This window comes from Faecalibacillus intestinalis, from assembly GCF_015097455.1.
Lineage (GTDB): Bacteria > Bacillota_I > Bacilli_A > Erysipelotrichales > Coprobacillaceae > Faecalibacillus > Faecalibacillus intestinalis.
On the sequence record NZ_AP024085.1, the window covers coordinates 2,349,872 to 2,375,612 of the forward strand.

The 25,741-nt window shown below is 37.9% G+C and carries 29 protein-coding genes, 3 pseudogenes and 1 other annotated feature; of the genes and pseudogenes, 3 read left to right on the forward strand and 29 right to left on the reverse strand.

The features are described from left to right. Positions 1-17: 17 nt before the first annotated feature. From Fi14EGH31_RS12480 to Fi14EGH31_RS12500, 5 genes are all read right to left on the reverse strand, one after another. A complete protein-coding gene (locus Fi14EGH31_RS12480) occupies positions 18-629 on the reverse strand; it encodes a methyltransferase family protein (RefSeq protein WP_195232888.1) in 612 nt (203 codons plus the stop codon). Between the two features lie 5 nt (positions 630-634). Then, positions 635-1,048, reverse strand: a complete 414-nt coding sequence (locus tag Fi14EGH31_RS12485) for a hypothetical protein (protein WP_200764881.1) — start codon at positions 1,046-1,048, stop codon at positions 635-637. Further along, complete coding sequence (locus Fi14EGH31_RS12490; protein ID WP_200764882.1) at positions 1,041-1,490, reverse strand: LytTR family DNA-binding domain-containing protein; 450 nt, start codon at positions 1,488-1,490, stop codon at positions 1,041-1,043. The genes Fi14EGH31_RS12485 and Fi14EGH31_RS12490 overlap by 8 nt, the downstream gene beginning before the upstream one ends. Before the next feature lie 117 nt (positions 1,491-1,607). Then, positions 1,608-1,832 (reverse strand): hypothetical protein, encoded by a 225-nt coding sequence (locus Fi14EGH31_RS12495; protein ID WP_118144824.1) that lies wholly within the window; start codon positions 1,830-1,832, stop codon positions 1,608-1,610. A 399-nt stretch (positions 1,833-2,231) separates the two neighbouring features. Next, positions 2,232-2,750: a nitroreductase family protein gene (locus Fi14EGH31_RS12500; RefSeq protein WP_025579184.1), complete on the reverse strand. Its 519-nt coding sequence runs from the start codon at positions 2,748-2,750 to the stop codon at positions 2,232-2,234. Between the two features lie 123 nt (positions 2,751-2,873). Here Fi14EGH31_RS12500 and Fi14EGH31_RS12505 point away from each other — a divergent pair, with 123 nt between their 5' ends. Further along, complete coding sequence (locus Fi14EGH31_RS12505) at positions 2,874-3,197, forward strand: winged helix-turn-helix transcriptional regulator (protein WP_025579182.1); 324 nt, start codon at positions 2,874-2,876, stop codon at positions 3,195-3,197. A 65-nt stretch (positions 3,198-3,262) separates the two neighbouring features. On the opposite strand, the gene Fi14EGH31_RS12510 is transcribed toward Fi14EGH31_RS12505, so the two are convergent. The 3 genes from Fi14EGH31_RS12510 to Fi14EGH31_RS12520 are packed head-to-tail and all read right to left on the reverse strand — an operon-like array spanning position 3,263 to position 5,903. Then, positions 3,263-4,165: a conjugal transfer protein gene (locus Fi14EGH31_RS12510; protein ID WP_200764883.1), complete on the reverse strand. Its 903-nt coding sequence runs from the start codon at positions 4,163-4,165 to the stop codon at positions 3,263-3,265. A gap of 14 nt (positions 4,166-4,179) precedes the next feature. Then, positions 4,180-5,187 carry a bifunctional lytic transglycosylase/C40 family peptidase gene (locus tag Fi14EGH31_RS12515; RefSeq protein WP_200764884.1) on the reverse strand — a complete coding sequence of 336 codons (1,008 nt, stop codon included), beginning with the start codon at positions 5,185-5,187 and terminating at the stop codon, positions 4,180-4,182. After that, a complete protein-coding gene (locus Fi14EGH31_RS12520; RefSeq protein ID WP_200764885.1) occupies positions 5,184-5,903 on the reverse strand; it encodes a hypothetical protein in 720 nt (239 codons plus the stop codon). The genes Fi14EGH31_RS12515 and Fi14EGH31_RS12520 overlap by 4 nt, the downstream gene beginning before the upstream one ends. Between Fi14EGH31_RS12520 and Fi14EGH31_RS12525 the strand changes: the two are divergent. Next, positions 5,821-7,889 (forward strand): annotated as a pseudogene (locus Fi14EGH31_RS12525) (MSCRAMM family protein); the annotation flags it as partial. The gene Fi14EGH31_RS12520 and the pseudogene Fi14EGH31_RS12525 overlap by 83 nt on opposite strands. Here the strand turns inward: Fi14EGH31_RS12525 and Fi14EGH31_RS12530 are convergent. From Fi14EGH31_RS12530 to Fi14EGH31_RS12595, 14 genes and pseudogenes are all read right to left on the reverse strand, one after another. Further along, a pseudogene (locus Fi14EGH31_RS12530) lies at positions 7,880-9,262 on the reverse strand (ATP-binding protein); the annotation flags it as partial. The pseudogenes Fi14EGH31_RS12525 and Fi14EGH31_RS12530 sit on opposite strands and share 10 nt — an antisense overlap. Continuing rightward, on the reverse strand, positions 9,249-9,638 hold the full coding sequence (locus Fi14EGH31_RS12535; protein ID WP_005611098.1) for a conjugal transfer protein: 390 nt from the start codon (positions 9,636-9,638) through the stop codon (positions 9,249-9,251). The gene Fi14EGH31_RS12535 and the pseudogene Fi14EGH31_RS12530, both read right to left, overlap by 14 nt. 113 nt (positions 9,639-9,751) lie before the next feature. Beyond that, positions 9,752-10,255: an antirestriction protein ArdA gene (locus Fi14EGH31_RS12540; protein ID WP_055158607.1), complete on the reverse strand. Its 504-nt coding sequence runs from the start codon at positions 10,253-10,255 to the stop codon at positions 9,752-9,754. A 26-nt stretch (positions 10,256-10,281) separates the two neighbouring features. Beyond that, positions 10,282-10,773, reverse strand: a complete 492-nt coding sequence (locus Fi14EGH31_RS12545) for an antirestriction protein ArdA (RefSeq protein ID WP_118208032.1) — start codon at positions 10,771-10,773, stop codon at positions 10,282-10,284. Between the two features lie 4 nt (positions 10,774-10,777). Next, positions 10,778-10,999: a hypothetical protein gene (locus tag Fi14EGH31_RS12550; protein WP_004844214.1), complete on the reverse strand. Its 222-nt coding sequence runs from the start codon at positions 10,997-10,999 to the stop codon at positions 10,778-10,780. Beyond that, positions 10,996-11,130 (reverse strand): DUF3789 domain-containing protein, encoded by a 135-nt coding sequence (locus tag Fi14EGH31_RS12555; RefSeq protein WP_005611092.1) that lies wholly within the window; start codon positions 11,128-11,130, stop codon positions 10,996-10,998. The genes Fi14EGH31_RS12550 and Fi14EGH31_RS12555 overlap by 4 nt, the downstream gene beginning before the upstream one ends. Positions 11,131-11,133: 3 nt before the next feature. Beyond that, a complete protein-coding gene (mobT, locus tag Fi14EGH31_RS12560; RefSeq protein ID WP_117636643.1) occupies positions 11,134-12,366 on the reverse strand; it encodes a MobT family relaxase in 1,233 nt (410 codons plus the stop codon). A gap of 158 nt (positions 12,367-12,524) precedes the next feature. Further along, positions 12,525-13,919 (reverse strand): FtsK/SpoIIIE domain-containing protein, encoded by a 1,395-nt coding sequence (locus Fi14EGH31_RS12565; protein ID WP_200764887.1) that lies wholly within the window; start codon positions 13,917-13,919, stop codon positions 12,525-12,527. A gap of 76 nt (positions 13,920-13,995) precedes the next feature. Continuing rightward, positions 13,996-14,220 (reverse strand): hypothetical protein, encoded by a 225-nt coding sequence (locus Fi14EGH31_RS12570; protein ID WP_055039113.1) that lies wholly within the window; start codon positions 14,218-14,220, stop codon positions 13,996-13,998. An 89-nt stretch (positions 14,221-14,309) separates the two neighbouring features. Beyond that, positions 14,310-14,693, reverse strand: coding sequence for a YdcP family protein (locus Fi14EGH31_RS12575; protein WP_200764888.1), 384 nt, complete (start codon positions 14,691-14,693; stop codon positions 14,310-14,312). Between the two features lie 15 nt (positions 14,694-14,708). Then, positions 14,709-15,032 (reverse strand): YdcP family protein, encoded by a 324-nt coding sequence (locus tag Fi14EGH31_RS12580; protein ID WP_055158624.1) that lies wholly within the window; start codon positions 15,030-15,032, stop codon positions 14,709-14,711. A 177-nt stretch (positions 15,033-15,209) separates the two neighbouring features. After that, entirely contained in the window at positions 15,210-18,263 is a 3,054-nt protein-coding gene (locus Fi14EGH31_RS12585) for a VaFE repeat-containing surface-anchored protein (protein ID WP_200764889.1), read from the reverse strand. Positions 18,264-18,597: 334 nt separating this feature from the next. After that, on the reverse strand, positions 18,598-18,795 hold the full coding sequence (locus tag Fi14EGH31_RS15755) for a DUF4351 domain-containing protein (RefSeq protein ID WP_117851445.1): 198 nt from the start codon (positions 18,793-18,795) through the stop codon (positions 18,598-18,600). Then, positions 18,744-18,959, reverse strand: a complete 216-nt coding sequence (locus Fi14EGH31_RS12595; protein ID WP_117872112.1) for a hypothetical protein — start codon at positions 18,957-18,959, stop codon at positions 18,744-18,746. Before Fi14EGH31_RS12595 ends, Fi14EGH31_RS15755 begins: the two co-directional genes overlap by 52 nt. Before the next feature lie 283 nt (positions 18,960-19,242). Between Fi14EGH31_RS12595 and Fi14EGH31_RS12600 the strand changes: the two genes are divergently transcribed. After that, a complete protein-coding gene (locus Fi14EGH31_RS12600; RefSeq protein WP_107030238.1) occupies positions 19,243-20,406 on the forward strand; it encodes an FprA family A-type flavoprotein in 1,164 nt (387 codons plus the stop codon). A 23-nt stretch (positions 20,407-20,429) separates the two neighbouring features. Here the strand turns inward: Fi14EGH31_RS12600 and Fi14EGH31_RS12605 are convergent, their stop codons facing one another. The 7 genes and pseudogenes from Fi14EGH31_RS12605 to Fi14EGH31_RS12635 form a co-directional block, all read right to left on the reverse strand. Further along, positions 20,430-20,843 (reverse strand): peptide deformylase, encoded by a 414-nt coding sequence (locus Fi14EGH31_RS12605; RefSeq protein WP_022002497.1) that lies wholly within the window; start codon positions 20,841-20,843, stop codon positions 20,430-20,432. 2 nt (positions 20,844-20,845) lie between these two features. Continuing rightward, a complete protein-coding gene (locus tag Fi14EGH31_RS12610) occupies positions 20,846-21,367 on the reverse strand; it encodes a nitroreductase family protein (protein ID WP_107030240.1) in 522 nt (173 codons plus the stop codon). Beyond that, entirely contained in the window at positions 21,367-21,654 is a 288-nt protein-coding gene (locus Fi14EGH31_RS12615; RefSeq protein WP_032089782.1) for a putative quinol monooxygenase, read from the reverse strand. Before Fi14EGH31_RS12615 ends, Fi14EGH31_RS12610 begins: the two co-directional genes overlap by 1 nt. Before the next feature lie 86 nt (positions 21,655-21,740). Continuing rightward, positions 21,741-22,607 (reverse strand): shikimate dehydrogenase, encoded by an 867-nt coding sequence (locus tag Fi14EGH31_RS12620; protein WP_200764890.1) that lies wholly within the window; start codon positions 22,605-22,607, stop codon positions 21,741-21,743. Positions 22,608-22,648: 41 nt separating this feature from the next. Further along, positions 22,649-22,882: a binding site (T-box leader), on the reverse strand. A 98-nt stretch (positions 22,883-22,980) separates the two neighbouring features. Further along, positions 22,981-24,714: a hypothetical protein gene (locus Fi14EGH31_RS12625; RefSeq protein WP_200764891.1), complete on the reverse strand. Its 1,734-nt coding sequence runs from the start codon at positions 24,712-24,714 to the stop codon at positions 22,981-22,983. 142 nt (positions 24,715-24,856) lie between these two features. Further along, positions 24,857-25,261 (reverse strand): GNAT family N-acetyltransferase, encoded by a 405-nt coding sequence (locus Fi14EGH31_RS12630; RefSeq protein WP_200764892.1) that lies wholly within the window; start codon positions 25,259-25,261, stop codon positions 24,857-24,859. An 8-nt stretch (positions 25,262-25,269) separates the two neighbouring features. Next, a pseudogene (locus Fi14EGH31_RS12635) lies at positions 25,270-25,713 on the reverse strand (AEC family transporter); the annotation flags it as partial. Between the last annotated feature and the right edge of the window lie 28 nt (positions 25,714-25,741).

Here is a 25,741-nt window from a genome sequence, read left to right on the forward strand (position 1 = left end):
TCAAAACATCAGCAATTTTAATATATATACGGAAAAAGTTTGTATGTTTTTTCTTTATATAACTTATATTCTTTGAAATATTTTTGTAAAACTGCTTCTTCAACATTTATTCTTATTTGATAACAAACAAAGCTACAAATAGCAACTATCACTATAGCAGGGATATTCTTTAATGCAATACTCACGCCTAATAATGACAGAATACTTCCAGTGTAGGCAGGGTGGCGGACAAATTTATACATACCATTTGTTATTAGCTGTTGTTCTTTACTAATCTGAACATTTAATGTAAATGCCTTTTTTAAAGTTAAAACAGCTTTTATACGAATACAAATCCCGACTGCTATAATTAACATACCAATTTTTGCAAAGTAAGCAGGCAACGTCAATTCTCTTATGTAAAATGGAGCTTTTTGACTGACACATAGAAAACTAATTATCAAGCAAAATACAAAGTTTAAATATAACAACCATTTCGTTCCTAAATCTCTAGTGTCAATTTTTTCAGTTCTATTTTGTTTTGAACGTGTATAAAAGAAAATAAATATTTCGGAAATAAGTAAACAAATTAGCAACACATTAAATGTATAATATTCAATAGCACTATTAAATTTTGTCATATCGCCCATTACTATTACCTCTTATTCCTTAATTTTAAAAAATTGTTTATTTCATCAGCTTGTCTTTTGGAAATATGATAAAAATAGCAATGAATAGCTATCATAATTAAAATATAGACACATGAATACCATGTAATGTTAATTGCACTAAACACAAACCATTTGCCTATAAATGCCACACCAATAGTTATTGGATATAATATAATCATTTCAGCAATAAAGTGATATATATATTTGCTAAAATCTATAAATGATAGAAGCCAATCGACAATCACTGACACCATAAGATAAACAGACACCTGCAAAATAAAAAAACAAAATCTGTCTTTAGAATATCCTGCTATAATATTGCTTATCGTTGCATACAAAATAATAAATGTAAACGCCATAGAAAATGCAGGAAGATATGTCCTTAAAAATTTATTCATAATAGCCACTCCTTATCGTATCTCTTAGAATAGGAATATATTTTCTTGAAACAATTAGATTTTCTTCATTGTTAAGTTCTGCCAATAATCTGTGGTTAGGGTAAGGTTTAACACAGACCAGACAAGAAATATTCAATAAGGCTGTTTTGCTTATCCTTACAACATTTGACCTTATTAAATCTTGTTCAATAGCAGAAAGTGTCTTTTTACATTCAAATATTTTGTGTTGAGTGTACATAAATGTTTTTTTATCAACAGTTTCAAAATACAAGACTTCATTTAATGGTATCTGATACAGCTTTTTTTCAAAAATTCCTTGTATAAGATATTCCTGTTGACGGATATATTGAACAATCCGATTTAAAGGTTGTGTCATACTTGAATATCGTATATCTATTTCAGGTTCAACCAAATCTTTTTTTTCCAATAGTTGCAGTTTCAATATGCTTTCCTCCATGTACTTTAATAGAAGTTTAATATTTCTCCAAAACAATCGCAAGCACTTTAAGTTCAAATACCCTTAACAGCATTTAAAATACCCAAATTTTACTTTAGCCAATTAAAGTTTTGTTTTCTTTGCAATTTTATAGATATATTCTTCTGACGTGGGACGCTTACTTCCAAACAACTTTTTGAAATTTTCCTGTACTTGTGGGTCTGTACTGGTCATTGCTTTATCAATAGTAGCTTCTATATCAGTCTGAACATCAGCAAACGATACTCCACCAGCCTTAGCACCAAGTTTCAACATTTTTTTAATATCTCTTTTTTTAATCCCTGTCATATCTTTTGACTCCTAATTCTATCAAAATATGGTGTTTCAATTCATCTTTCTAAAAATGTACTTTGTCAACTTTTCCGTTAATATCGTTCGATATGCCCATTGTAATTATGAGCTTTTTCAAGAAGAACGAAAGATACTGTTGGAAAAGTGTATGACAGTTTTACAGCAGTATCTTTCTGGTATGCAAAAACAAGATACGATCGAATGGGAAAACAGGTCAATCCGTATCACGTTGCCAATCTACAACGTATGACGGATATTGTCTTAGCTGAAATTAGCGGTACAGAACGACTTTTTAAAGCTACAACAAAATAGAATATATGGAAATAAGGCTTGCGGAGCATACTATATAGAGTATGACGCAAGCCTTTTGTCCCAACCTATAATCTCTGTCCAAATTTATAAATAATCATAAGAAACTAATTCTTCCATAGGAATACGTGTTTCTGAATGACGTTCTGAATCTTCTGCAATACCTTTTCCATAACCGATAGCCAAAATATTGATAGGCTCTAAATTATCCGGTAACTGAAATTCTTTCTTGATTACATCTGGTTTAAAAAAGCATACCCATACAGTTCCTAATCCTAATTCTGTCGCCTGCAACATCATATGATCTGTTAAGATAGAAGCATCTATATCTGTCGTCTGTTTATTATCGAAAGGTCTTGTCCATGCCTTTGAATGGTCTGCACAAACGATAATTGCCAGTGGAGCATTGTAAATATTTCCAGCTTTAGCAATGCTTTTTAATCGCTCTTTGTCCTGTACCACTAACAATTTAACCGGCTGTAAATTCGCCGCAGTTGGTGCAACATGAGCACAAGCAAGTATTTTTTCTAACTTTTCTTTTTCAACTGGTTTATCTTCATATTTTCTAACAGAATATCTTTTCTTAGCAATATCTAATAATGACATATTAAAATCTCCTTAATTCTTGTATATTAGGTCAACCTGTACTATAATTCTATCTGAAATAGTATTTTTATACAAGAACGCACTATTTTGTAATATACTATCCAAAAAGGAAGTGAAGATATTATGGGAAATAATTGTTGTGGTTTTAGCTGTCCAGTTGAGGCAACCATTCAACTTATTGGTGGAAAATATAAAGCTGTTATTTTATGGCATTTAATGAACAAAACGTTACGGTACAATGAAATTCATAAACTAATTCCGAAAGCGACTGATAAAATGCTAGCTCAACAGCTTCGAGAGCTTGAAAAAGATGGACTTATTAACCGTAAGGTTTATCCAGTTGTTCCTCCAAAAACAGAGTATTCTTTAACAAAATTCGGGGAAACACTGACACCCATTCTTGATGAACTATGTAATTGGGGAGAACAATATTTGATTCAAAAATAAATGTCATGGTAAATAACTTTTTATAAATTATTTACCATGATATTCTTTTAGCATTTTTTACAAACTTATTCTACAATCTTCCAGTTATCGTCCTTATGAAGCACAAGCTCATACTGTGAGATTTGCGTCATTTTCGACTTGTTATCCAGATACTTTACGGACACACTGACCTTGATGTTATCGCCATCTTTGGTAAAGACAGGGTTTACCAGTTCCGAAAATACATAGTCGCCGCATACAGGAGCAAGCACTCCGTCTTTGACATAATAGGCAAGTTCCTTTTCCGTAGCTGTCGGATAGAGCTTAAAGAATGTTTCCAAGAAAGCGGTAGCGTCCTTGACTGTATCGGAGCTGACACTGACATCGGCTTCCTTTGCTTTTGGTTCATACTTTGATTTCTGCACTGCCGGAGCAAGGGTAGGATTCTGGGTAATGACCATTGCACCGTCCTTATCCACATGAACGGTCACGGTGTAGTTTTCTGTGACTGCCTGTGTCTGTTCTCCCTCTTTTACCTGCTGATCTACTTCGTAGGCAACGGTAAAATCGTCCGTTCCAGACTGTTCTACATTCCAGACCAGCACATTTGTAACCGTAACACTGGTTGGTATGTCCGTTCTGATGGTATCAGCGTTCAAGTCCTGTAATTCTTTGGTAAGGTATTTACTGATTTCCGTTGTTCTTGCTTCAATGGCTTCCTTGCTGGTATCCCATGAGTAGTAGGCTTTCGCAAAGTTCTTGACGAAATTTTCAATACCGTTGGTATCGTTCAATCTTAGCTGAAGGATTTCTTTTTCATGTACCGTGTGGGTGTCAATGGCGGTAAAGTTCTTATACACACCAAAGGTGGTGCTTGCTAAAAGCACCACCCACAACAGCAGGACAGATTTCTTATGTGTCCCGACTTTCATGGTATGCACTTTCTTATTCTTAGGTGCTTTCTCTGTTTTTTCTTTCTTCTTAAACATATTTCAAGTCCTTTCTATTGTTTGATTCTTCCGGCACAAATGATGTGCTGTTGCCAGTAGGCAGAGGTCAAATCGGTATAGCCGATTGGATTTCCGGCATGATACATCTGATTGTTTCCTACATAGATTCCTACATGGGTTACATAGTCGCTGGTATTATAAGTGGAATGGAAAAAGACCAAATCGCCAGCCTGTGCCTGTGACAATGGAATATGCTGGATTGCGTCATACTGTGCCTGTGCGGTTCGTGGCAGACTGATTCCGGCTTTTCCGTAGCACCACTGGGTAAGACCAGAACAGTCAAAAGAGGTGTTCGGGTTACTGCCACCGTAGACATACTTCCAGCCTTGATATTTCAATGCTTCATTCATAACCGCCTGTACGGTTGCGTTGCTGAACTGCTTTACAGTCAGATATTGGTTGACCAGCTCCACATAAAACATATTTCCGTAGTTATAACGCCAGCCACCATTTTTACTGACCGCTATCGGGTTCGTATAGGTCACTTTTGTACCGCCGGATTTATTCTTTGCGAAATTCTCTGCAAGGTTGAAGCTGTGCTTTTTTCCATTTTTCGCCACATAGTCTGCATAGCCACCACCATAGTTATAAGACTGTATGACCACGTTAATGTCATTCATGCCTTTTGCTTTACAGGAAGAAAGCAGGGACGCAAAATATTTACACCCCTGCTTAATGGATTCTTCTGTACTTAAGGAGTTTGGCGGTAGTCCCAGACTTTCGCTGGACTGCATGACATCAATAGCCGTACCGCCACTTTCTACCTGTATGATGGCAAGCAGGACGTTCACATACTCCGAGATACCGTTTTCTCTGGCGTATTTTTCTACCATCGGCTGATGTTTGAGGACATCGGCTGACAGATTCATGCCAGAGTAGACAGGCGAATAGCTGTTGGAACTGTCGTCATCTTCGCCGGAAATCAATATCCCGAAAAAGAGGACAATAGAGAAAAGGACAGGAAATATCGTACCTATGATAAGGATACGTTTTAATCTCATTTCTTCCGTCCTTTCTCTGATTGTTTCGTAACAGTCTTACGGGCAGATTTCCCATTGACCTGTGTTTTCTGTACCGTAGATTTCTTATGATTGCTGATGGATTCCGCTACGTTTGTCTGGTTCTTTCTGGCAACCGATTTGACCTGCTGTTCCTGTCTGATATTGGTTCGGACAGTTTCTTTTCCAGCCTTGACTTCTGCATTTTTTATCACAGGAGAAGTAGCAGGACGCTTCATATCCGGCTTTATGACCGTATCGGTCTGTGCTGTTTTTGGAACAGGTGTGGCAACAGGGCGTTCATGGCTTCTGGTAGCTCCGGCTGTCGCTGATCCATTCGCATGAACTGTCTGCTTTGCTTCCTGTGCTTTCTGTAATTCCTGCTTTTTCTGTGAGATATTTTCCCTGTGCAGGTTGCGTTTCTGTGTACGCTGTTCCTGTCGGTTTTCCCGTTCTTCCACAACGCCACGCTTAAAATCTGATACATTATCCTTTGCTTTCTGTTTTGCAGAGTGAACAGCATAACCAGCCTGTGTCGGTAAATCTTTCACATTTTCTTTCAGAGAGGAAGCACTGTCACGGACTTTATTTTTCGTATCCATCACAGCACCGACAGCAGAACCGACACGGCTTCCCATGCTGGCAGAGGTATTTTCCCGTTTCTTTGGCGGTTGGTTCGTTGCTGGCTTTCCGGCTCTGGCAACACTTGCACCAGCCACCGCACCTGCAACACTTCCGGCAATCAATACTGGACAGAATCAGCAGAACGTGTCGGCTACATTGAACACGTTATGAATGACGGTTCTATCAAATCTACATTCAATGAGGGACACATGAAAGTTGAGGGCGAAACTGCCTACTGTGTGGACATCAATACCAGTTTTAAGAATGGATATAAAACACGTTCTGACGCAAGCACCCGTATGAGTAGCGATCAAATTGCGGACGTTGCTCTTTCCTTAGAGTACGTCAAGCAATATACCGCTTCTCATACGAACTTGAATTACAAACAGGGATACTTGCTGGAACAGTGTGTTGTCTGGCAGAGATTGAGTGAACAGCTCGGCTGGCAGTGCGATAACGTCAGAGCTTCCTATAATGAAATTTCACAGGCGGTACAGAATGAAGTGTACGCTGGTGCGAAAGCATTTGTGAAAGCAAACAAGGGACGTTATGAATGTGGCGGTTACATTTATACTGGCGAAGGACAGGACATCGGACAGTTCTGGGCGAAGTTAAATGTGGGAAATGCAAAGGTCAAAAAGACTTCTTCCAATCCCACGGTCACAGATGGAAATGCCAACTATTCCTTTGAGGGTGCGACATTTGGTGTCTATTCTGATAAGGGCTGTAACAGCCAGCTTGCCACACTTACTGCCGATGGAAACGGCGATACCAAAGAAGTTGAGGTAAAAGCCGGAACAGTTTACATCAAAGAACTTTCTGCTCCAAAGGGTTACAAGCTGGATTCTACTGTCCATGCCTTAAATGTGGAAGTTGGAAAAACAGCGACATTAACTGTTGCTGACACTCCAAAGGTCACAGAGACTTTGATTGATTTATTCAAAATTGACATGGAAACAGGAAAATCCACTCCACAGGGAAATGCTTCTTTAGAGGGTGCAGAGTTCACATGGAGCTATTATGACGGTTACTACAATGCAGACAATCTACCTGCAAAAGCTACCCGTACATGGACAACCAAAACCGTTGCCGAAAAAGACAGTGACGGAACTATCCATTATGTATCCAGACTTGCCGACAGCTACAAAGTATCCGGCGACAGCTTCTATACACAGGACGGTAAGAATGTACTGCCACTTGGTACACTCACTGTTACAGAAACAAAAGCACCAAACGGCTACTTATTAGATGGTGCATATATGCAGACTGACGGAAGTTCCGAACAGATTAAGGGGACATACCTTACACAGATTTCCGAAGATGGCGAACTTGCCGTACTTTCTGGAAGCAACCAGTATTCCGTATCCGATAAGGTTATCCGTGGCGGTGTGAAAATCCAGAAACGTGACCTTGAAACAAAGGATACCAAAGCACAGGGAAGTGCGACCTTACAGTACACAGAATTTAATATCATTTCCTTAAATGACAGTCCTGTACTGGTTGAGGGAAAATTATACAGCAAGAATGAAACGGTAAAGAAGATTCAGACAGGCATTGACGGAATTGCTTCTACTTCTGCTGACCTGCTCCCTTACGGAAATTACAGATTAGAAGAAAGTAAAGCACCAGAGGGCTACTTGACAGACGGTGCAAAAACAATCGACTTTTCTATCACGGAAGATGGAAAAATCGTGAATTTGACCGACAAATCCCACTCTGTCTACAACCAGATTAAACGTGGCGATATTGAGGGTGTAAAAATCGGTGCAGGTACACACAAACGTCTTGCAGGTGTTCCATTCAGAATTACAAGCAAGACAACGGGAGAATCCCATATTGTAGTTACTGACAACAACGGTCAGTTCTCCACTGCTTCAAGCTGGGCTTCCCATAAGGTCAATACTAATGCCGGAAAATCCAGTGAGGACGGTGTATGGTTTGGGACATCTGAACCAGACGACAGCAAAGGTGCATTACTCTATGATACCTATGTGATTGAGGAATTAAAGTGTGATTCCAACGCCGGATTTAAGCTGATTCCAGCTTTTGAGGTAGTCGTATCCAGAAATAAAGTGACCGTACCTTTTACCCCTTGACTGGCAAGGGACGGTTGCAGGTAGACATTTCTTCCTGTATCCACGGAATATCCGATATAGATTCCTGTATTTTCGCCCAACATCTGGGTAGCACCGAAACCAAGTCCGGCTAAAAAGTCGGATTTCACATACTGGATATAATCATTGATATAACGTTTGCTGGCTGGAAGAAACTCTCCATGCAGTCCCATCATATCTCCGGCAGGGCGAACCAGCTTCACATTCAAATCATCGTAAAAGTCCTTGACTTCATCACAACGGCGTTTCAGTTCGTCAAGATCGGGTGCAGATACCCGTATGACGTAACTTAACTTGTACATACTTTCCTTGCTCTGGTCTAAATCTGTTTCCAGTTCATCGACACTGTCTAAGGCTTCCACCACATTTGAACTTGTTTCATTTCCGGCTTGATAGGCGTGATTGTCCAAGTCCTTTAATTCCTTTTTCTTATTACGGACAGTGGTTAAGGCTTTCTTATTTCCGACAATCTCAACATTCATGGACGTATCCACAGGGAATGTGAACTGCTGTTGCTGGAAATAAAAGATTTCCGATGATGGGAAGTCCAGTTCTCCGACAATGGCATTGACCGTAAAGTAGGACACATAGCTTTCACTGTCCTCATGTTCCAGACGCAAATATCGCTGGCTTTCTTCCACCACGCAACGGGTAGGACGGATAAGGTCATAATACTTAATCAGTGTTTCTCTTTTTAATTTTCTTTTTGGAAGAGGATACTCATAATCTTCATAGGCTATCCCGTCCCTGCCGTAGAGGTGTTCCATCAGATACGCAAAGTCTTTGGCTTCCAGTCGGCGGATTTTGAACCTACGGGAGATTTTGTTTTCCAGCAGTTTTTCCATCTTCACATAACGGTTGATTTCATCATTGCTCATAGAAACAAAGTCGTTCATCAGCGTATGCCTTACCTCATTCAAAAACTCACGGAATGTCAGAAATACCGATTTTTTGATGTTCTTCAGATTGACTTCGTCCTCTGTGACCATAAGCTTGAATCCCAGAAAGAAACGGTAATCTACTTGATTGTCGCCTATCATGGATACAAGGGCTTCGGTCTGGTCGTCTATCTTTTGGATTGCTACATCACGGAGCTTTCCAGTTACCAGCTTCTTTGACTGTTCCTGTATGCTTCGGATTGAACTTTCAGTTGCAATCTGCAACGCATGAATCTTTCCCTCACGGGACTGTGCGATAAGCTGACGGAAGCTGTCATGCACAAGGTATTTCTGTTCTGGGGATAAGAATGAATAATTGTACGGTATCAGCTCATAGTAGGCGAACACCTCATTGTCCTTATTCCAGACAAGGTTATTGTCGATATATTTAATCGGGAACATAGGTCACACTCCTTACTGCCGTGATAGTTTCCTCAAATTTCTGCTTATGCAGGTTCACGGCTTTTCCGGCATAAGTCACTTTGGGACGCAGAGCATACAGTACCATCGTCTTGATGTAACTGTATGGCTTTTTCCCGTCAAAGGTTTTCTGTGACATAAACCATGTAAGGGCAACGGGAATCCCGAAATATTTCAAAAACGCACCCTCAATCATGGAAAGTGGCGGTACATCTGCAAACAAAATAATGATAAATTCCGTCAGCACAAACCATGTAATCTGGGTAAAGGTCACAGGGAATGGCAGGTTGACATCATTGATGGCATACAGAACCTTTTCCACGTTCCAGATACTTGTATAACTTCGGATTTTCTTCACTTGTAAATGCTCCTTTCTTCATTTTCCTAACAACAGGGACAGCCGGATTTTCCAGACTGCCCCCAAGAGAAAAGCTGACAGTAGCACCAGTGGCGGTGCTGATCTGCCAGCCCTTAACGCAGTACCTCACAGATACCAGCGTTTGTTGCAATAAATGTCCCCTCTATATCGAGGTCACGCCCGTAGGCTTCGTAGTCAATATAATTCTGTAAAGAGGACGGGATTTCTCCGAGTACCTGTTCTTCATCAATCAGATAGTAGGCTAAATCGGTCATCGTTTCACAGCCGGAATACAGAATGATGTCGTCCTTATGCTCCACCAGTTCTTCCAGACTTCCATAATAGGATACGAAACTGTCCAAGTCGTCCAGCAGGTAATCTGGTAATTCTTCCAACTGCTCATAAATACGGTTCAGTTCTTCGATGGAAGTATATTCGCTAATCTCCATCGGGAAGTTGTCCGTATCGTGGATTGCGTATTCTTCGTACTCTGCATTTAAGCCGATACGTTCTGCAATCACTTCTTCGTCCAACGGAAAAGAGAACCAGTCCCCGACCAGTTCTCCCTCATTGTACTTGCCAAGATTGGCTATATAGACTTGCATATCATCAATCATAAGCGGTCACTTCCTTTCGGTGTCTATCAGAGCTTGAACATACCGTTTTCACTGACAGCATAACGTCCTGTTTCTTCCAGCTCCTGTGCATAGGCTTCCAGATTAAAGTATTTTTTCCCTTTTTCGGAGAGGGCAGAAAATTCAATGTTGTGTTCCAGTCGGTAACGGGCAACGTCCATGATATTGTGACACTCTGGATAAAACCGAAATTCTTCTGATTTCTGCAATAAATCCTCAACACCACCACAATAGGAAATCAAGTCATTGTATGCCTGTTGAACTTCTGGCGGTAACTCCATGTAAGCAAAGTACAGCTTATTCAATCGTCTGACGCTGGTTGTTCTTACAATATCGCCAGCAAAAGGGAGTTTCATATCTATAATCTGATAATCGCCACTGTCGGCTTCCACACCGAGCAGGTCACGGAACAGCTCATAATCAATGGGGAGATTGAACCAGCGAGAGGTTTTATCCTCCGCTGGCAAGGTGCTTTCTATCAATACGCTACATTCTTCCATAGGCTTACGCTCCAATAATCTTATTGAATAACTGTAACAATACGTCTTTTACGCCGGACGCATTGAATACAAGACCAACGGCTACTAAGGCAACTACCAAGAATCCGATAAGTTTGGAAAACTCACGCTTGAATCCCAAGTAGATTCCGATAACAACAATCGCCATCAGCACAAGGCTCTGTGCGTTGCTTAAAAACCAGTTATAAAGGTTCTGTCCAAAATTCATGCTTTCTTTTCTCCTTTCAGTTCCATCATTTTTCGGTCAGACTGTCTGCCAGCCTGTAAAATACACATGGCAATCACGCCAACTGTTCCACCTAAAGAGAAGAACAGGAAATCAAATAATAATCGTTGCATGTTTCAATTCTCCTTTTCCAAAATCACATCTTCGGTCGATGTGGTCTGTTGTTCGATTATCTTGTAGTGCTTTTCTGTCAGTTTCGTGGATTTACGGATTTCTTTCAGATAATCAATCCCTGTTTTCGCTGTGATTGTTTCCAGCATTTTGAGTGTCGGGTCAACCTGCCGTTGAATCCAGCGTAGGGTTCTGTCCAGTGTGTAGGGTTCGGGTTTGGTCGTGAGCTTTAACGGCTCTCTGTTTTCCCCGATGAACCACGCCCAGCGGACAGATAATTTCCAGTCGCTCCGTTTCTTGTCTGCTTCCTTATCCACAAAGCGTACATAACGGTTGATAATAGAAAATGCCGTCCGTTCAGCGTCATAGTAAGTCAGCAGGTCACGGACAGCATAATAAGCACGTTCATTTTTTAACCGTATTTCAAATCTGTTTTTTATCGGTGCTTCCTCAATGGGAATCCCAAGTTTGATGTACTGCTCATAGCTTTTTTCATAAACACAGAAGTACACCTCACTTTTCAATGAGCCGATATAAAGTGTATAGCCCATACCAGCCTTGTCCTGTTCCTCATGCTTGACCAGTTCGCCGGAAGCATAGGACTTAAAGGAACGGAACACCGATACACATTCCTCATTCTGGCATTTTTCGGTCAGTTCTGGAATATCCAACATTCCTGTATGGTCATTGATGGCAAGGTCAAGGCGTTTCATCACACCACCGTCCACCAGAGCGTCCATAAGGAAATCATACCAGCTCCGTTCCTGTGCCATCAGATAACTTTCAAACTGGCGACAGCCTTTTCCTTTCAGTTCCAGCAGGACACCTTTTTCTTCATCGGGAGAAGTATATACGAAAATATCTCCGATGTAGTAGTGTTCTGTATAACTGTAATGCCCGAAGTCCTCATGTATCATGTACTGAATATTGAGCTGTAAAATATCTTTGATGATATGTCCAATATCCAGTGTCGGAAACCGTATCCTCACATAATCAAACAGCATGGTAAGCGGTGCTTCTGGATTGAATTTTTCCAGAGCTTCCAAAAGTTTCACTTTCATTTCTTCTGTGACCGCCACCTTGCCGGATTCGATACGGCTTAAATGTTCACGGCTGATTCCAGCCATGACCGCAAGTTTCGTCTGGGATACACCGTACTGCAAACGCCTGTCTGCAAAATCCTGTATCCACTCTGTATCATTCAGTGCGATACCCCCTTTACGAAAAAACTGTGACATTTTTTATCAGATGTCACAGCAGTAAAAAAAGCTACCAAACACTTGATTTCAGCCAAGAATCGGTAACTTTTGTGTATGTTTCCTTGTGATTTGTGCCCCTCTGTTAGATACCGAGGGGCTTGATATATGCTGGCGTGGCTACCGCCACACCAGCAAGGCTAGTCCGTACCTGTGGCTTTCGCTTCGCACGCCACCTGTCCGTCCTGCCTTATGTGTGTAAGTTCCCCAATCGTACCCAAGAAATCATAGCCTTTGGGTACAAGGGGAGTATAAAATTCCGATATGACGCTTGTTCCCACATCACAATATCCACGCCCTTTGATTCGCTTCTGGAAGAACTGTTTTTTTACATCACTTCCAAAGAGCATACCGTAACCGAGTTCACTCATGCGACCAAGTCCCACACGGAAGTTGAAATTATCTCTGATACCGTCCCCGAAATACTTTGCGTCTGGACGCTGGCAAGCTACAATCAGAAAGTATCCAGCCTGTCTGCCGAGCATGACGATTTTCTTTAGCTGGCTTAACAGGGCTGTGCTTTCTTTTGTCGTGAGCATTTCCAAGAACGCCACATATTCATCAAAGATAAGGAACTGTGGAGCAAGCCCCAGATAGGCATAGTTTTCCCCTGTGCGATAGTTCGGGTGCAGTTTCATTTCTTTCGAGCGTGTGACCATGCCCTCATAAAAGACATTGACGCAGTCAATCATATCGTCTTTTGTGTGGTAGACATTTCCCATGACCGTTCCCAAGTCTGCAAGGTCAGCGTTCTTCGGGTCAAGAATGTATAAATCCGCATTGGTTCTTAGCAGGGCTTCAATGATGGTCAGCAGAAAATAGGTCTTTCCACCACCAGTACCACCGCAGATAAGGGCATGGGGAAGTGAATCATATTCCCACACCAGATTTTTCATTAACCGCAGACCGCCGTTTTCGGCAACCACTTCATCAATCGAAATACGGTTCGCTATCATATCATAGAGCAGGGTGTATTCGATATATCCGTCATGTAATGTCTTGTCAGTCAGCTCACAGTACAGCCCCGATTCCAGCTTATCCTCTAAGGACAGGAGCTGTTCTTGATATTTTCCCATTGTGATTTCACATAGGATATGGAGCAAGCCATTGTTCATCTGGTAGTAGATTTTTGGAAACCACACGATTTTTTCTCTTGATCTGCTTTGCAGGTCAGTGAAAAAAACGCTGTCTTTGGTGTTTTCTGCTTCATACCACTTATTTTCCAGCACCATACGAGCCAGTTTTTGCCTGTGGAGCAACCGCTTGATACGGTCATATCCGTAACGGTAGTAGAGAAAAGCGACCAATGCACAAACACCAGTCGCTATCAGAACCGTAATGGAATTGTAAACAGTCCAAGTAATTCCGGCATGGAGCAGGTTAAAATCTTTCCAGTCAGTAACAAGAAGCTGTCGCAGGTTCAGTAGCAGGAACACCGCAACAAACAGGAGCAACAGCCAGCCAATACAGAAGTGATAGACCAGCGATTTGTCACTGGCACGAATCCTGTTACCTTTAAACGCCCATACTTTCATTAAAACTCCTTTCTTTGGACATAAGAAAAGCAGTCAATCGTGTAGACTAACTGCTTTGCGAATATAAGTATTAAACTTAAATAGCTCGTTCTGGAATAGTTTTAGAATATTTTCTAGGATTAGTTACCCATGTAAAAATAATTGCACCACATTCAGCACATACTAAATGATGTATCGGTTCTTGATTATCTAAGAAGCCTGACGCTCCATACAACCTGCAATCACCACTTTGGTATCCGTATCTAATATCAGTTCCTTCACAATATGGGCATGAGCTAATTTCAACTTTTCCTATTTTCATTTGATTTTCCTCCCCGAGTTTCGATTTAATTATTTAATACATTATATCAATTACACTTGACCAGTACAATGAAAATCTAAATTGTGAATTTATTTCTTCGGTGGTTGCTGTGGAGCATTGTTCTGTGGATTCCCGGCATGAGTGCCTTTGGTCTTTAGAAGAATATCGTCTGCTTTTACATACCAGTCCACATCTGCACCACGGTAATTTGCATTGGCTACCGTATCTGCAACAGGATTGATAAGTTCCACTTCGGCGTTGTAGTCATAGTCTTTTAACGGCACAGTCGCCGGAACGGATACCTGTATCATGCGTCCCTGTGTGTTGCATTTCAAATCGTAAGTACGTTCCTTGATTTCCTCACTGACCGTTCCATCTTCATTCTGTACATGAACCTCACGGCGTAATGCGGAGAACTTCAACACTCCGAAAGTCTTTTCTTTATCAATGACGATTCCATTTGCTAATCTCATAATCTGAATACCCCCTTATTTACTTTCTGCTGGTAACATATCGTCTGCAAGTAAGATGTAATTAACAAATCCACGTTCCCCAATTTTATAGCCATCGGTAGTAATTCGTGGGTTGATAAGTTTTACTTTCTGCTCCGGCGAGAAATGTTTTTCGCCAGCTTTGGCAGGAAGTGTCACAACTACATCATCGGCTCTCTGCACATCGGAATACAGGTTGTAACTTCTGTTAATGACAGCCATACGCCCGTTGATTCTCTGCTGTTCCGTAGTATTTTCTCCGGCAAACTCCAAGTTTCCGAATGTCTTTTCCATGTTTGGTACGACAAATCTTAATTCCATAAATAATTGACCTCTTTTCTTTCTGTTTTAGTTTCTTTCCTGCTGTACGTTGTGGGGAGCTACACTCCCCACGCCCCTAGTGGACTTCACGCCCCCGTAAATCAGAGCTTCACTGGAGCGTGAAGTTGCAAAAAGGGTGGCGACCTTGAACGCTCTACCAACCGCTACCTTACCGCCTTATGATTTCTTTCTACGGCGTTTGAAGTAAAGCATACCGCCAAGCCCTACGCAGGAAAGACCGAGCATGGCAAGGTAAGCATAGATATTGGTATTGTCGCCTGTTTTTGGACTGTCACTTGTCTTAGTAACCGTAGATGGTGTATCCGGCGTGTCGGTATCCTTTGGTGTGTCTGGGACTTCCGGCACTTCCTTGATTGTCACGGTCTGTCCATCGTCTGTGATGTCCTTATGTTCCGTCACTTTCTTTGGTTCGTCTGGATTGGTCATATCGTATAATTCCTCAAAGGTAACAAGGTTTTTACCACCAAGTGAAGAACCATCAAAGGTAAACGCAATCTCAACCGTCATTTTTTCACTGTCGGCTGTGAACTCATAATCATTGGATACTTTCTTTCCATCAATCAGAAGTTCTGCATTTTCCTCTTTTAACATCTGCCAGCCGGAAAGTTTGTATTTTGTTCCAACTTCCAGACCATCTAATGTGACTTTATCCACAATCGTTACATCTTTTCCGGCTTCGATTTCTTTCTTGCCGTTCTTGTCCGTAGCAGTCGTATGGATTTTGATGATACGTTCCGTGATAAGAACCGTCTGTCCATCATCGTTGATGTCTTTATGTTCGGCAACCTTGACAGGCTCTTTCGGATTGCTCATATCGTACAATTCCTCAAATGTAACAAGGTTCTGACCGCCAAGAGCTGAACCATCAAAACTGTAAGTAATCTCAACCGTCATTTTTTCGCTGTCAGCAGTGAATGTGTAATCATTGTCTACACGTTTCCCGTCAATCAGAAGTTCGGCGTTTTCTTCCTTTAACATCTGCCAGCCGGAAAGTTTATATTTTGTTCCAACTTCCAAGCCATCAAGTGTGACTTTGTCCACGATCTTGATGTCTTTTCCGGCAACAATCATTTTTTCGCCTGTTTTCTTGTCGGTAGCTGTGGTATGGATTGTGATTTCTTTTTCGTATTCATCGGTCAGTGTCCCTAAATCTACGGTCACTTTATTTCTGGATACGACTACCTCAAAAGCTGGAATCAGCTTAAATCCGGCGTTGGAATCACACTTTAATTCCTCAATCACATAGGTATCATAGAGTAATGCACCTTTGCTGTCGTCTGGTTCAGATGTCCCAAACCATACACCGTCCTCACTGGATTTTCCGGCATTAGTATTGACCTTATGGGAAGCCCAGCTTGAAGCAGTGGAGAACTGACCGTTGTTGTCAGTAACTACAATATGGGATTCTCCCGTTGTCTTGCTTGTAATTCTGAATGGAACACCTGCAAGACGTTTGTGTGTACCTGCACCGATTTTTACACCCTCAATATCGCCACGTTTAATCTGGTTGTAGACAGAGTGGGATTTGTCGGTCAAATTCACGATTTTTCCATCTTCCGTGATAGAAAAGTCGATTGTTTTTGCACCGTCTGTCAAGTAGCCCTCTGGTGCTTTACTTTCTTCTAATCTGTAATTTCCGTAAGGGAGCAGGTCAGCAGAAGTAGAAGCAATTCCGTCAATGCCTGTCTGAATCTTCTTTACCGTTTCATTCTTGCTGTATAATTTTCCCTCAACCAGTACAGGACTGTCATTTAAGGAAATGATATTAAATTCTGTGTACTGTAAGGTCGCACTTCCCTGTGCTTTGGTATCCTTTGTTTCAAGGTCACGTTTCTGGATTTTCACACCGCCACGGATAACCTTATCGGATACGGAATACTGGTTGCTTCCAGAAAGTACGGCAAGTTCGCCATCTTCGGAAATCTGTGTAAGGTATGTCCCCTTAATCTGTTCGGAACTTCCGTCAGTCTGCATATATGCACCATCTAATAAGTAGCCGTTTGGTGCTTTTGTTTCTGTAACAGTGAGTGTACCAAGTGGCAGTACATTCTTACCGTCCTGTGTATAGAAGCTGTCGCCGGATACTTTGTAGCTGTCGGCAAGTCTGGATACATAATGGATAGTTCCGTCACTGTCTTTTTCGGCAACGGTTTTGGTTGTCCATGTACGGGTAGCTTTTGCAGGTAGATTGTCTGCATTGTAGTAACCGTCATAATAGCTCCATGTGAACTCTGCACCCTCTAAAGAAGCATTTCCCTGTGGAGTGGATTTTCCTGTTTCCATGTCAATTTTGAATAAATCAATCAAAGTCTCTGTGACCTTTGGAGTGTCAGCAACAGTTAATGTCGCTGTTTTTCCAACTTCCACATTTAAGGCATGGACAGTAGAATCCAGCTTGTAACCCTTTGGAGCAGAAAGTTCTTTGATGTAAACTGTTCCGGCTTTTACCTCAACTTCTTTGGTATCGCCGTTTCCATCGGCAGTAAGTGTGGCAAGCTGGCTGTTACAGCCCTTATCAGAATAGACACCAAATGTCGCACCCTCAAAGGAATAGTTGGCATTTCCATCTGTGACCGTGGGATTGGAAGAAGTCTTTTTGACCTTTGCATTTCCCACATTTAACTTCGCCCAGAACTGTCCGATGTCCTGTCCTTCGCCAGTATAAATGTAACCGCCACATTCATAACGTCCCTTGTTTGCTTTCACAAATGCTTTCGCACCAGCGTACACTTCATTCTGTACCGCCTGTGAAATTTCATTATAGGAAGCTCTGACGTTATCGCACTGCCAGCCGAGCTGTTCACTCAATCTCTGCCAGACAACACACTGTTCCAGCAAGTATCCCTGTTTGTAATTCAAGTTCGTATGAGAAGCGGTATATTGCTTGACGTACTCTAAGGAAAGAGCAACGTCCGCAATTTGATCGCTACTCATACGGGTGCTTGCGTCAGAACGTGTTTTATATCCATTCTTAAAACTGGTATTGATGTCCACACAGTAGGCAGTTTCGCCCTCAACTTTCATGTGTCCCTCATTGAATGTAGATTTGATAGAACCGTCATTCATAACGTGTTCAATGTAGCCGACACGTTCTGCTGATTCTGTCCAGTATTGATTGCCGGAAGCATGAACCGCCGTCACTGGTAATGCCGTGAAAATGGTTGCAAAAGCAAGCGTTCCTGTCAGCAATCGCTTTACTAGCTTATTCATATTTCTTCTTTCTCCTTTCGATTTTGGGTATGAAAAAAGCCGTCCATTTCTGAACGACTGGAAATAGAAAAGGAACGCCAAAAGTGTACGTTCCATAGTCTATAAAATATTTAATTTTTCTCTCTGGTGTGCTATCTGACGCCAATTTTGACCCCAAATTTCTGAAAAATGACGATTTTTGATGAACAGCTACAAATTTTCAAAATCCGTGAAACCCTTGTAACTAGGGCGTTACGGGACTATATGAAACTAGACAAAACCAACGTCACAATAACAACACTAAAGTGCTAAAAAATAAAATTTATTATAAAAAAAGGGAAACATGATTTCCCTTTTAATGAAGTAATTTCATAACATCTTCTTCACTATTAATATTAAGAATATTAACTGTTAATTCATCTAATTGTTCAATGCTTATATTTGATAATTGTTCTTCTAGAATTTTTGATAAACTTCCTAGTTTTACTTTTAAAAGTGTTTCTAAAGTACTAAGTTTTCCAGTCTCAAAATACCGACTTTTAATGTTTCTAATGCTTGCACAAGCGTACTAATAAATGTACTTTCATCAACGTCAAGAGGTAAAGCATTTTTCGCAAATTCACATTCTATAAGATAACTAGCTTGTTTAAAGATTTCATCTGTTTTTTCAATTCTAAAATTCTTAAATAAAACATCATTCATACAATATTCTAACAATCAATAAACAAGTACAAGCATTTCTTCTCCTAAATGTTCTCTTCCTTTTTTAATATTTCCTAATTTCTTCAATTCAAATTTATAATGGCTTTCAGGAGATACTTCAAATATATTTTTCATACTTATCCTCCAAACATCTAAATATATATATTTATTTTTATTGTATCATTATAATTTCAAATTACAATTTGTAAGAATTGATATGATAAAAATTAACATAATCAATAATTTATATCTTGTTCCTTTATATTAGTGATATAATACATAAAAAAGGAGGATTTTTATGAATAATATAACAATAAGTGAATCTATTAAATATATTGGGGTTGATGATACAACACTTGATCTTTTTGAAAGTCAATATATTGTACCTCATGGGGTTAGTTATAACTCTTATCTTATTTTAGATGAAAAGATTGCAGTTATGGATACAGTTGATGCAAGAAAGACAAAAGAATGGTTTGATAATTTAGATAAGGAATTAAAGGAACGTGTTCCTGATTATTTGATTGTTTCTCATTTAGAGCCTGATCATTCCGCAAATATTCAATTATTTACAGAAAAGTATAAAGAAGCAAAACTTGTTTTAAGTGCCAAAGCAAAAGCGATGCTTCCTCAATTTTTTAATATTGAAGGATTAGATGAAAGATGTATTGTGGTTAAAGAAGGAGAAGAATTAGATTTAGGAAATCATCATTTAAAATTCATCATGGCGCCAATGGTTCATTGGCCAGAAGTCATGGTAGAATATGAAACAACTGAAAAAGTGTTATTTTCAGCAGACGGCTTTGGTAAATTTGGGGCTTTATCACATGATGAAGATTGGGCTTGTGAAGCAAGACGTTATTATTTTAATATTGTTGGTAAATATGGTGCTCCTGTACAAGCTTTATTAAAAAAAGCCAGCACTTTAGATATTAAAATGATTTGTCCTTTACATGGTCCTATTTTAAAAGATAATTTAGGATATTATATTGATAAATACCAAATTTGGAGTAGTTATCAAAGTGAAGATGAAGGGGTTTTAGTGGCAAGTGCTTCTATCCATGGAAATACCAAAGAAGTGGCTTTAAAAGTAGTTGATTTATTAAAAGAAAAAGGTGTTAAAGTTGCCTTCACTGATCTTACAAGAGATGACATGGCTGAAGCAGTTGAAGATGCTTTTAGATATTCTAAAATGATTTTAGCCGGAGCTACTTATGATGGTGGTGTTTTTAGTCCAATGGAAGATTTCTTACATAGATTACAACATAAAGGATATCAAAATAAAACTGTTGGACTTATTGAAAATGGTTCTTGGGCTCCTCTTGCAAATAAAGTGATGAAAGAAATGCTTACTCCAATGAAAAATGTTACTATTTGTGAAAATACGGTCACAATTAAATCTACTTATAAAGATGAAAATCAAGAGGCAATTAATCAACTTGTTGAAGAAATATGTCATTAAAAAAATCAGCTATTGCTGATTTTTTATATGATTTTTCCTTCAAAATGATCAAGTTCATGTTGAATGATTTGAGCTGTATACCCTTTAAACGTTCTAATTTTCTTTTTAAAATTTTGATCTAAATAACTTACTTTGATACTTTCATATCTTTGTGTCTTTCTTACACCTTGTAATGATAGACAACCTTCTTCTGTTTGATACGTTCTTCCATTTATTTTTAAAATAACAGGATTAATTAAAATAAGATATTTATTTTCATCTAAAACAACCATCATTGTTTTTAAATATCCAATCATATTCGCTGCCATACCAACACATTGTTCTTTGTAAGCTTGAATTGTTTCTAATAATTCATTGGCGATATATAAATCCTCTTTTGTACATGACTTTGATTTTTGTTTTAAAAAGAATTCATCTTTAATAATTTCTTTAACCATTTTTACCACTTATTATAATGAACAACAGATTCATCATAATATTCTTCTTTCTCTTTAATTTCATCTAGAGGATAACCAAAAGCAATGATTGAATGAGGAATTTGATCATTTGGTAAATCAAACAATTTACTTTGGGCAAAAACACGATCCATTTGTGGCCATGTACCAAGCCAAACACTTCCAATACCTAAAGACCAAGCTGCTAAAATCATATTTTGTCCAGCAATAGAACCATCTACAGCAAAATAATCTTTAGAGAATTTAAATGCTTTTGAGTAATCTCCACAAATTAAAATAGCAAAAGCACATTCAAGTAATGGTTTCGCTGGTACACCATTCGCTTCATACATTTGTTTTAAAACTTCTTGATCATCAATTACAATAAATGACCAATCTTTTGAATTAACACATGTTGGTCCTGACATTCCTGCTTTTAAGATTGTTTTGATGTCTTTTTCATCTACTTTTTGATTTTTAAATTGTCGAACACTTTTTCTTGTAAAAATTGTTTCTAATGTATTCATTATTGCACCTCTTTATATTTAATTGCTCTTGAAGGTTTTGAAGCAAAGCTTTTGATTTGAGGAACAATTGTTGTAAAGTGTTTTGTTTGATTATGTTCATCAATTGCTTCTTGGTTTTGCCATTCTTCAATAAAAGTAAAATGACTATCATCATTAATATCTTGATAAAGATGATAAGAGATATTTCCTTTTTCCTCTCTACTTAAAATAATAAGTTCTTTTGTAAGTTTTAAAAATTCTTCTTGATATTCTTCTTTAATATAATTTTCTGCAACAATTTTAATCATAGTATACCTCCGTTAGTTGATATATCAACAGTATAATAAAATATTCTATTTGTCAAATAAAAAAATGCTATGCACTGCATAACATTTTAAAAGTCTAAAGCTTCTTTTACAACATCAATTGGCATATCTTTATCTGTCCATAATTTAAAAGATGCAGCTCCTTGATAAAGCATCATTCCTAGACCATTAATTGTTTTACATCCTATTTTTTCAGCTTCTTCTAATAATTTTGTTTTTTCTGGCATATAAATAACATCTGAAACAATTAAATCATTTCTTAAATAAGAAGTATCTGGTAAAACCATTTTTCCTTCTAATTTACCCATACCTACATTTGTTGCATTTGTAAAAATAACTGACTCATTGATTTCTTTTCTTAATGTTTCATGATCATTTAAATCAAATAATTGTGCTTTACATTGAGTTTGTGAATTGATTTTTTCTACATTTTCTAAAGCACGATCCCATGAAGCATCTTTAATATTGAAAATACTGATTTCTTTAACACCATCTAATGCAGCTTGCATGACGATTGCAGTAGCTGCTCCACCTGCACCAACAATTGTCATCTTTTTACCAATAATATCAATTCCTTGATCTTTTAAAGCTGTCATATAACCTGTTCCATCTGTAATAGTTCCAGTTAAAACACCATGATCATTAATAACAGTATTAATAGCGCCACACATTTTAGCAATTGGTGTAATATGATCTAAATATTGTCCAATTGTTGTTTTATAAGGCATAGATACATTCCATCCTCTTACATTTAAAGCTTTGAAACCTTTAACCGCATCTTCTAATTGATCTGGTTGAATATCAAAAGCTAAATAAGCATAATCTAATCCTAAAGCACGACAAGCAGCATTGTGCATCACTGGTGATTTAGAATGTCTAATTGGTGTTGCTACTAAACCTAATAATTCTGTATGTCCTGTAATTCTTTTTTCCATTTTTATTTCCCCCATATATTAATAAAAAAGTCTCTTCATCCCATAAGGACGAAAGAGACCATCGCGTTACCACCTTACTTCGTTATTATTTCACAATAATAACCTTACTAAGTACCTACATACTCATACACGTTAACGGGTGTTCCCGGAGATATCTACTTACTTCAATACTCTACTCCAAGAGGAATTCAATCATCAAACATAACTTTTTTTCACCAACCAAAAGCTCTCTACTTATGTTTTGATCATCTACTACTTCTTTTCACTGTATTTATTTGTATTAAACCACTTCATCATTTATTTGTCAAAGATTTTTTATATCTATTAATATACCTAATAAAAGATATCGCCTACTATGACGATATCTTCTTAATTAAGCTGTTTTCTTTTTATTTAAATAAATTAAAACTATCAAACTTCCTACCAATAATAAAGTAATACCTATAATATTTGTATTATCACCTGTATTTACCTTTTTAACTTCTTGTTTATTTTCAGCTTTTACATTTTCTTGATTATTTGATATGGTATCTTTCTTTTCATTATTATCTTTTGTTTGTTCTTTAATGATTAAAGTTGTTGTTGCATAACCATCTTTAAATGTTACTTTTACATGATGTGTTCCTACAGCAAGTGTATTTAAATACATATCATCAAAAGTAATAATTGTAGAACCTTTTGTTACTTTATAATGCACTTTATCAACTTCTTGGTCATCTACTTCTACTTTTACATTTTCTGTATATTCATGATCTATTCTTATTGAAATATCTTTTCCACTTTCTTTTACAAAAGTTTTTCCTTCACCTTCAATGACTTTATATATGATAGGTTTCTTAACAAGTCCTTCAATAGCTTTATTAATAGCATCTGCATAACCATCTACCGTTGCTTGTTCTGTAATATTTTTTCCATCTTCTACTAAAGCAAGTGCATCTTTTAATGCATTTACTGATTCATCTGTATAGATACTTAAATCACTTGGCACTTTTGCTTTTGCTTCATTGACTTTTGTGTAGTCAGCAGATTTATATTTTAAACCTACAATAGCATTTTCAATTGATGTTGCATAACCATTAACAGCAATTTGTTCAGTAACATCCTTATCTTCTACAACAGCTGCTAAAGCATCTTGTAATGCTTTTACCGATTCATCCGTATAAACGCTTAAATCAGCTGGTACTTTTGATTTTGCTTCATTAACTTTTGTATAATCAGCTTTTTCAATTGTTACTGTTCCTTGCGTGTTACTTTTAGAATTCACATATAATCGGTTGCCTTCTTTTAAAATAACGTTTCCTTTTTTAATTGTTAAATTTCCATTTGCCAACGCTATACCTATTGAACTGTCTTTAAAATCTATTGTACCTGTTGTTTCAATGTAAACGTCTTTTTTGTATGTATTATTTCCTGAACACATTCCATATAATTTGGCTGATACATCAATATTCCCTCCAGTTATCTTTATTCCTGTCGTTGGATTTGGATGTCCTGTTCCTGTAGCAAATATACCTACTCTGTTTGAAATAATATCTACTGTCCCACTAGATATTTCGATACTTCCACATGCATAGAGTCCATCTGTCCAACCATCGTCACTTACCTGTGAGGTATCAACTTTGACATATCCACCGTCAACTTTTATAGTTTGCATAGTAATTATGCTGCCTCCAATAGCATTAACTGTTCCACTTTCAAATAAAAGATCATTAGCATCTATTGTTGGTAATTCTTTCTTAGAGTTTAATTCTAATAATCCATTGCCACCAAATATAATAAATCCCGGACCATCCTTTTTGCCATAAATGACTGTTTTGCCAGATATAAGCTTGTTATTTCCATTTGATACAATATGTATATCTCTATCAGATGGTAAAACAATGCTCTTGTTATCACCCGTATTAAAATTCACATTTGTTAATGTTAATGTATTTGTAGTTGAATTCCAACTCCATCCTTCTTCTTTATTTTCCTCATCTTGAATAAATTTGCTTACGTCTAATGTTGTTGTTCTTTCTATCGTACTTGTCGCAAATACTTTTGTTGGACAAAAGCATATAGCTACGATCATCAACAACATTGATAAAAATATTTTTTTGATTTTCATTTGAATTTTTCCTTTCTTTTTCTTAATTGAGACTTATTGTACCATATTAAATCATTAAATAATGAGACTATGTGTCTCCTTTGTCTAAATTGTAGCGTAAGCTCTTTCAATTGTCAATTATTGACATAATAAAAAGATGTTTTCACATCTCTTTTTTCATCCAAGTATGTGGACAAAATTCATCACAATCTATTTCACCATAAGCTTTAAATCCTAATTTTTCATAAAACGGCTTTGCTTGAACTTGGGCATGTAAACAAACATTTCCTTTCATCAGTGAACATGCACTTTGTACAATATATTGTCCTACCTTTTTACCTCTATATTCTTTAATCACTGCTATTCTTCCAATAACATTTGCCTGTAAAGGATCATCATAATAATAGCGACACGTTCCAATTGCTTTTTGATGATCAAAAACAACAAGATGTTTACATACTTCATCTAAATCATCAAATTCATCTTTAAAACCTTGTTCTTCCATAAAAACTTTAATTCTAATTTCTTTTGCCTCTATTGGCAATTGATCATAAATTTTATATTCCATAACTTCCCCTATAATAACATTGTTGCTACAACAATTGGAATTGTGATTACAGATAACAATGTTGATACAATAATATTTCTAGTTACAATTTTAACATTTGCATTATATTGTGTAGCAAGCATTAAAACCATTGATCCTACTGGCATCGCATTTGTAATAATTGTAATATTAGCGTAATAAGCATCAATGTGTAATAAACGACACATGATCATTGTTACAAAAGGAACAATCATTAAACGAACAAAAGCAAAGACATAACTACGCCAATCTGTAAAACTATCTTTAATAGGATAAACAGCTAATGATGAACCAATCATCATCATTGAAAGTGGAGCTGTAAGTGAACCAACACTATTAATCGTATCCATAAGTACACTAGGAAGTTGAATATCAAATAAGTAAATAAATATTCCTACAAAAATCAAAATAATTCCTGGTGTTAATAATTGTTTAAAATTTAATTTAAATTATATATGTCTT

Excerpts from the sequence above, each read along its gene's own strand:
- Fi14EGH31_RS12480 (WP_195232888.1), bottom strand. The coding sequence starts at position 629 with ATGGGCGATATGACAAAATTTAATAGTGCTATTGAATATTATACATTT.
- Fi14EGH31_RS12485 (WP_200764881.1), bottom strand. The coding sequence starts at position 1,048 with ATGAATAAATTTTTAAGGACATATCTTCCTGCATTTTCTATGGCGTTT.
- Fi14EGH31_RS12495 (WP_118144824.1), bottom strand. The coding sequence starts at position 1,832 with ATGACAGGGATTAAAAAAAGAGATATTAAAAAAATGTTGAAACTTGGT.
- Fi14EGH31_RS12500 (WP_025579184.1), bottom strand. The coding sequence starts at position 2,750 with ATGTCATTATTAGATATTGCTAAGAAAAGATATTCTGTTAGAAAATAT.
- Fi14EGH31_RS12505 (WP_025579182.1), top strand. The coding sequence starts at position 2,874 with ATGGGAAATAATTGTTGTGGTTTTAGCTGTCCAGTTGAGGCAACCATT.
- Fi14EGH31_RS12510 (WP_200764883.1), bottom strand. The coding sequence starts at position 4,165 with ATGTTTAAGAAGAAAGAAAAAACAGAGAAAGCACCTAAGAATAAGAAA.
- Fi14EGH31_RS12515 (WP_200764884.1), bottom strand. The coding sequence starts at position 5,187 with ATGAGATTAAAACGTATCCTTATCATAGGTACGATATTTCCTGTCCTT.
- Fi14EGH31_RS12540 (WP_055158607.1), bottom strand. The coding sequence starts at position 10,255 with ATGATTGATGATATGCAAGTCTATATAGCCAATCTTGGCAAGTACAAT.
- Fi14EGH31_RS12545 (WP_118208032.1), bottom strand. The coding sequence starts at position 10,773 with ATGGAAGAATGTAGCGTATTGATAGAAAGCACCTTGCCAGCGGAGGAT.
- Fi14EGH31_RS12550 (WP_004844214.1), bottom strand. The coding sequence starts at position 10,999 with ATGAATTTTGGACAGAACCTTTATAACTGGTTTTTAAGCAACGCACAG.
- Fi14EGH31_RS12555 (WP_005611092.1), bottom strand. The coding sequence starts at position 11,130 with ATGCAACGATTATTATTTGATTTCCTGTTCTTCTCTTTAGGTGGAACA.
- mobT (WP_117636643.1), bottom strand. The coding sequence starts at position 12,366 with ATGTCACAGTTTTTTCGTAAAGGGGGTATCGCACTGAATGATACAGAG.
- Fi14EGH31_RS12565 (WP_200764887.1), bottom strand. The coding sequence starts at position 13,919 with ATGAAAGTATGGGCGTTTAAAGGTAACAGGATTCGTGCCAGTGACAAA.
- Fi14EGH31_RS12570 (WP_055039113.1), bottom strand. The coding sequence starts at position 14,220 with ATGAAAATAGGAAAAGTTGAAATTAGCTCATGCCCATATTGTGAAGGA.
- Fi14EGH31_RS12575 (WP_200764888.1), bottom strand. The coding sequence starts at position 14,693 with ATGAGATTAGCAAATGGAATCGTCATTGATAAAGAAAAGACTTTCGGA.
- Fi14EGH31_RS12580 (WP_055158624.1), bottom strand. The coding sequence starts at position 15,032 with ATGGAATTAAGATTTGTCGTACCAAACATGGAAAAGACATTCGGAAAC.
- Fi14EGH31_RS12585 (WP_200764889.1), bottom strand. The coding sequence starts at position 18,263 with ATGAATAAGCTAGTAAAGCGATTGCTGACAGGAACGCTTGCTTTTGCA.
- Fi14EGH31_RS12600 (WP_107030238.1), top strand. The coding sequence starts at position 19,243 with ATGAATAATATAACAATAAGTGAATCTATTAAATATATTGGGGTTGAT.
- Fi14EGH31_RS12605 (WP_022002497.1), bottom strand. The coding sequence starts at position 20,843 with ATGGTTAAAGAAATTATTAAAGATGAATTCTTTTTAAAACAAAAATCA.
- Fi14EGH31_RS12610 (WP_107030240.1), bottom strand. The coding sequence starts at position 21,367 with ATGAATACATTAGAAACAATTTTTACAAGAAAAAGTGTTCGACAATTT.
- Fi14EGH31_RS12615 (WP_032089782.1), bottom strand. The coding sequence starts at position 21,654 with ATGATTAAAATTGTTGCAGAAAATTATATTAAAGAAGAATATCAAGAA.
- Fi14EGH31_RS12620 (WP_200764890.1), bottom strand. The coding sequence starts at position 22,607 with ATGGAAAAAAGAATTACAGGACATACAGAATTATTAGGTTTAGTAGCA.
- Fi14EGH31_RS12625 (WP_200764891.1), bottom strand. The coding sequence starts at position 24,714 with ATGAAAATCAAAAAAATATTTTTATCAATGTTGTTGATGATCGTAGCT.
- Fi14EGH31_RS12630 (WP_200764892.1), bottom strand. The coding sequence starts at position 25,261 with ATGGAATATAAAATTTATGATCAATTGCCAATAGAGGCAAAAGAAATT.